General features: G+C 47.9%; 1 rRNA gene. It reads right to left on the bottom strand.

The window, feature by feature from the left end:
* Positions 1-952: ribosomal RNA gene (locus EAH69_RS13860) — 16S ribosomal RNA — on the bottom strand; the annotation flags it as partial.
* Between the last annotated feature and the right edge of the window lie 66 nt (positions 953-1,018).

Below are 1,018 nucleotides of genomic sequence, written 5' to 3' on the forward strand. Positions count from 1 at the left end.
CATCGAATTAAACCACATGCTCCACCGCTTGTGCGGGCCCCCGTCAATTCCTTTGAGTTTCATTCTTGCGAACGTACTCCCCAGGTGGGATACTTATAACTTTCGCTTAGCCACTGAGAATCGCTCCCCAACAGCAAGTATCCATCGTTTACGGCGTGGACTACCAGGGTATCTAATCCTGTTCGCTCCCCACGCTTTCGTCCATCAGCGTCAGTTGAGGCTTAGTGACCTGCCTTCGCAATTGGTGTTCTGCGTAATATCTAAGCATTTCACCGCTACACTACACATTCCAGCCACTGCAACCTCACTCAAGACTAACAGTATCAATGGCAGTTCCATCGTTAAGCGATGGGCTTTCACCACTGACTTATTAATCCGCCTACGGACCCTTTAAACCCAATAAATCCGGATAACGCTTGCACCCTCCGTATTACCGCGGCTGCTGGCACGGAGTTAGCCGGTGCTTATTCATATGGTACCTTCAGCTACTCACACGTGAGTAGGTTTATCCCCATATAAAAGAAGTTTACAACCCATAAGGCCGTCATCCTTCACGCGGGATGGCTGGATCAGGCTTCCACCCATTGTCCAATATTCCTCACTGCTGCCTCCCGTAGGAGTCTGGTCCGTGTCTCAGTACCAGTGTGGGGGTTCACCCTCTCAGGCCCCCTAAAGATCGTTGACTTGGTGAGCCGTTACCTCACCAACTATCTAATCTTACGCATGCCTATCCTACTGCGATAAATCTTTCAAAATCTCACCATGCAGTGTGATTTATTATAAGGTATTAATCTTCTTTTCAAAAGGCTATCCCTTTCAGTAGGGCAAGTTGCATACGCGTTACGCACCCGTGCGCCGGTCTCTCTGTAGCAAGCTACAAATACCCCTCGGCTTGCATGTGTTAAGCCTCCCGCTAGCGTTCATCCTGAGCCAGGATCAAACTCTCCATTGTAAATAAATATTGTTTGGCATTACTGCCTATGTTTTACAACTTCGAATTTCCTTTAGCTCTATTATT

This window comes from Faecalibacter macacae (assembly GCF_003687725.1).
Classification (GTDB): Bacteria; Bacteroidota; Bacteroidia; order Flavobacteriales; family Weeksellaceae; genus Empedobacter; species Empedobacter macacae.